This window comes from Paenisporosarcina sp. P4_E4_2 (genome assembly GCF_056401595.1).
On sequence record NZ_JBFUJC010000227.1, the window covers coordinates 1 to 5,107 of the forward strand.

The following is a 5,107-nucleotide window of genomic DNA, read 5'->3' on the forward strand; positions in this document are numbered from 1 at the left end:
AAGAAAAAAGCATGGGACATTTTACACACCCCACGCAACTAAAGTCATTGTAAATATAAATACACGATGCCTACTACGATAAAAGCAACGCAGACACCGAGCAATATTTTCGATAATTTTTCCAAATGAATCCGCTCCTAAGAAATACTCGCCCCTATGACAARTGACAGGCCGACCGATATCGATAATGAAATGAATCCCACAGATCGGTTGTCATTCTCAATCTCACGGTCAATATTGAATTTTGGCGTTAAAAATTCAAACAGGAAATAGGCAATGATTAGCAATCCGAAACCGTATAAACCCCAGCCTATCATTTCAGGCAAAGAATTATGATTTTCGATGGAGTAACGAAAAATGTTTGCAACACCAAAAATTTTCCCACCTGTCGCCAGAGCGACTGCTAAATTACCTTTTTGGATTTCTTCCCAATTCTTATATTTTGTGACAATTTCAAAAACAATCATGGTCAATATCAAACATAAGATGACCACACTGAAATAGCCGGCTGTTTCAACTAATGGGTGTTGCCAAAAATCCATCCCTAACATATGTTAACTCCTTTAGACGTTTTGTAGCTTGTACGATTGAAATGGATTTAGGTTTCAAAAAACTTTTATCCGATATGAGAATGAGTTTAAGGATAACGCTTATTTTAATTCCACAACCGTAACGCCGTGTCCGCCCTCTCCTGCTTCTCCAAAGCGATAACTTTTCACGCGAGAGTGATTCTTTAGAAACTGTTGAATTCCTTGTCTTAACGCTCCCGTGCCTTTCCCATGAATAATCGATACTTGATGGTAACTGGATAATACAGCATCATCAATATATTTCTCTGCTCGCAGGATGGCGTCTTCATACCGTTCTCCACGTAAATCTAGTTCCAGTTTCACATATGTGTCGCGCCCTTTTACATGGGTCATTGCAACAGTTTGTTTGGGTTTTTCTGGTTTGATATATTCTAGGTCGGATTCAGGTAGTTTCATTTTCAGAATCCCGATTTGAACACTCCATTCGGAGTCGGAAACTTTATCAAGCAGAATACCTTTTTGTCCATAACTTAACACTTTGACTTCGTCGCCAACTGTTAATGTCATTTCTCGTTCTTTGATTTGTTTTTGTTTCTTCAGTACTGAATTTTCCGGTGCCGCTTTTTCAAGTCGCTTGCGCACATCGATCAATTCATGGTCTTTAATTACATGTTGAGCATTTTTTTGCATGCTTCGAAGTTCACTGATAATACTTTCGGCTTCTCTCTTCGCTTCATCCACTAATTTTCTAGCTTTGTCTTTCGCCTTTTGTTCAAGCTTTTCTTTTTGTTCTTCAAGCTGATGCAACTGGCTTGTCAAATCTGCTTGTATTTTTTCGGATTCTATTCGTAAAGCATGCGATTTTTCTGCATCTCTTTCCGACTGCTTGCGACTTTCTTCAAGTGAAGCGATCATTGACTCCACTTCATGACGGTCGGTCCCTGTAAATGATTGCGCATGTTTAATAATGTGCTGAGGCAAACCTAGTCTTTTGGAAATCTCGAATGCATTACTGCGACCGGGTACACCAATTAACAGCTTGTATGTCGGACTTAACGATTCAACATCAAATTCAACACTGGCATTTGCAACACCTGGTCGATTGTATCCATATGCTTTAAGTTCAGGGTAATGAGTCGTCGCCATTACACGAGCGCCTCTTCCGTGCACTTCATCCAGTATCGAAATGGCCAAAGCAGCACCTTCCTGTGGATCTGTTCCTGCTCCTAGCTCATCAAATAGCACGAGGCTACGTTCATCAAATTTAGATAATATATCCACGATGTTGACCATATGGGATGAGAATGTACTCAAACTTTGTTCAATCGATTGTTCGTCTCCGATATCGGCGAAAATTTGATCAAACACTGTTATTTCTGATCCATCCAATACAGGAATCGGCAGTCCTGCCTGTGCCATTAAGGTACACAGTCCCACTGTCTTCAAAGTCACAGTTTTACCACCTGTGTTCGGTCCTGTAATGACTATCGCTGTAATATCGTCACCGAATTCAATCGTGTTGGCTACCGCTTCCTCGATGTTTAACAGAGGATGACGAGCCTTCACTAACCGAATAATTCCACGGTCATTGACAGCTGGCTTTGTACATTTGTTTGCTTGTCCGTATTTTGCTTTCGCTAAAATCACATCAATTTCACCTAAAATTTGGACCAGAACAAATATATCATGGGCAACTGCTTGTACCTCGAGGGACAACGCCAACAATATACGTTCGATTTCTTCCTGCTCTTTCATTTTCAGGCGGCGAATTTCATTGTTTGCCTGTACGACAGCATCCGGTTCGATGAACAACGTCTGACCAGATGAAGATTGATCATGGACTATGCCTCCGTAGTTTCCGCGATACTCCTGTTTTACTGGAATAACGAATCGATCATTGCGGATCGTGATGATTGAATCTGATAACATTTTCGATGCATTTTTTCCCCGTGTATAACTTTCCAGTTTTTCACGAACGCGACTTTCCTGTGCCCGTAATTGCTGGCGGATTGTCCTAAGCTGTGTGCTGGCACTATCCAGGACAGCCCCGTTGTCATCTATACRTGCGATAATCTCATGTTCAAGCGCAGTAAGAATCGGCAAAGCTTGTTTTCGTTCCAGGAAGTACGGAATGTTTATATCTTCCGACTCCTCTACGGCTTCAAAAAATTGACGTAATATACGGCTGGCACGAATGGTGCTGGCGATTTCCATCAATTCAGTCGGGCTTAACATGCCACCGATTTGTGCACGTTTTGCATGTCCGCGCACATCAAATATGCCACCCATCGGAACATTCCCCCGTACACGCAGAACGGATAACCCTTCATCCATTTCGTCCAAAAGTTTTACCACAGTATCAAGCTCAATAGATGGTTCAAGTAAATCCAAATGGGTTTTGCCAAGTGATGATGTACAAAAACTCGCAACTTGGTCTCTCACTTTATCAAATTCAAGTGTATTCAATGCGCGTTTGGCGATCATTTCAACACCTCCATTACTTCAAATATTTTATCAATTTCTCATAAGACCACGTATTGACGATTGTGTCCTGTTTCAGCCATGCTTTTTGGGCATATTTCACGCCGATGTCCATGAATCGCAAATGGTCGATGCTATGTGCATCGGTATTAATTGCAATCGGTACATTTAACTTCTGAGCTTCAACTAAATATTCAGTCGCCAAATCCAAGCGATGAGGATTTGCATTCAACTCAAGGATTTTTCCGTACTCAGCAGCCCATTTGATTAACTGGTGGACATCTGGATCATAGCCATTTCGTTGTCCGATTATACGGCCAGTCGGATGCGCAATCATATCAACATGTGGATTTTTCATGGCCGTCAATAGACGATCCATGATCTTTTCCTGCGGTTGGCTGAAGCTTGAATGAATGGATGCTATGACAAAATCGAGTTGTTCCAACAGTTCATCATCAAAGTCGAGAGAACCGTCAGGCAGTATATCCATTTCGGTACCAGCCAACAATTTAATATCAGGAAATGACTTTTGAATTTCTTTAATTTCAGCCATTTGCTGACGCAACCGATCAGCAGACAACCCATTTGCTACACGCAAGTAATGAGAATGATCGGTGATGGCAACATGTGTGTATCCTTTTGCAAGGCAAGCTTCAACCATTTCACTCAATGAATGTGCACCATCTGACCACGTTGTGTGCATATGCAAATCGGATCGAATATCATTCACTTGAATAAGTGTTTCCAATTCATCTTGTCGGTCAAACTCTCGGGAATCTTCCCGTACTGGTGGCGGAAAATAAGGAAGGCCAAAATGGGCAAAAAATTCTTCTTCAGACTCAAAAGTTTGATTCGAGCCATCTTCTTGCTCCACTCCATACTCACTAATTTTCTTTCCTTGTGCTTTAGCGATTTGACGCAACTTCACATTATGATCCTTCGATCCAGTAAAATGGTGTAACGCAGTGGTATATGCAGCAGGTTCAACCAATCGAAAATCCACATCGATCATTTCTTCATAATCAAGCGTAACGGATACTTTGGTATCTCCAGCTGCGATAATTTCAGATACGGGCAATGCTTTCAATAAAGTTTCCCGAACAGTAACCACATCTGAGGTAGCAATGATAAAATCTAAATCTTTACTTGTTTCTTTTACACGTCTGAAACTGCCAGCCACAGAGAATTTATCAATTTGTTTAATTCCACTTAATACTGCTTCGATTATTGACACGGCTGATTCCAAACGCCAAATTGGCAAACGGTCCGGTCTAGAATTGAACTGTTCAAGTTCTTTCAGGATTTTCTCTTCCGTTTTTGCTCCAAATCCGGCAAGTGACTGGACTTTCCCTTCGTCACAGGCTTGCTTTAAAGACTCAGCAGAATCTACCCCTAGTTCCTGGTACAGCTTGGCTATTTTTTTTCCACCGAGACCAGGCAATTTCAATAAAGGTAAGAGTCCACTTGGAACCGAAGATTCCAACTCTTCCAGTACAGTCGATTTCCCCGTTTCAATCAATTCTTCGATAACAGCAGCTGTGCCTTTTCCGATGCCTTTTATTTTCGTGACATCGTCCATTTCAGCCAAACTTCTTGCATCCAGTTCAAGGGCTTGTGCTGCTTTTCGGAAAGCCGATACTTTAAAAGGATTTTCTCCTTTAAGCTCCATATATAAAGCGATTTTTTCCAACGTTCGAATGATGATTTTCTTATTCATATATCTTCCCTCGTCCCTGATAATTTGATTTTCACGGGCAATTATATGACCGTGAAATAGCAGAATGAGTTTTGTATTAAATACGAATTTATCGGTTATGAATACTCACAGGCAAAGCAAGATTCTGACGCTTTAAAAAAACTTCTCTCGAGAAGAGAGAAGTCACTTATTCAGTATAGATGTACCACCAGTTTTTAACCGTCTCTGATAAAATTGGCGTACTTTTAAGCATGGACTCCGCTAAATTTGAATTCTCGATCAAATTTTGGAACGGGTCTATCGGCAATAATGCAATGACGTACATTACGATAAACAACAATATCTAGAATTCGATAAAGCCTAAAATTGCACCTGCAATCCTGCTTATGAATCCCAGTAC

General features: G+C 40.9%; 3 protein-coding genes. All 3 read right to left on the reverse strand.

All coding sequences use genetic code 11. The annotated features are described in order from the left end of the window. Positions 1-137 precede the first annotated feature (137 nt). Entirely contained in the window at positions 138-551 is a 414-nt protein-coding gene (locus tag AC1DSB_RS14080; protein ID WP_477586931.1) for a DUF350 domain-containing protein, read from the reverse strand. Positions 552-650: 99 nt separating this feature from the next. Continuing rightward, positions 651-3,014, reverse strand: coding sequence for an endonuclease MutS2 (locus tag AC1DSB_RS14085; protein ID WP_477586932.1), 2,364 nt, complete (start codon positions 3,012-3,014; stop codon positions 651-653). A gap of 13 nt (positions 3,015-3,027) precedes the next feature. Beyond that, complete coding sequence (gene polX / locus AC1DSB_RS14090; protein WP_477532053.1) at positions 3,028-4,728, reverse strand: DNA polymerase/3'-5' exonuclease PolX; 1,701 nt, start codon at positions 4,726-4,728, stop codon at positions 3,028-3,030. Between the last annotated feature and the right edge of the window lie 379 nt (positions 4,729-5,107).

Excerpts from the sequence above, each read along its gene's own strand:
- polX (WP_477532053.1), bottom strand. The coding sequence starts at position 4,728 with ATGAATAAGAAAATCATCATTCGAACGTTGGAAAAAATCGCTTTATAT.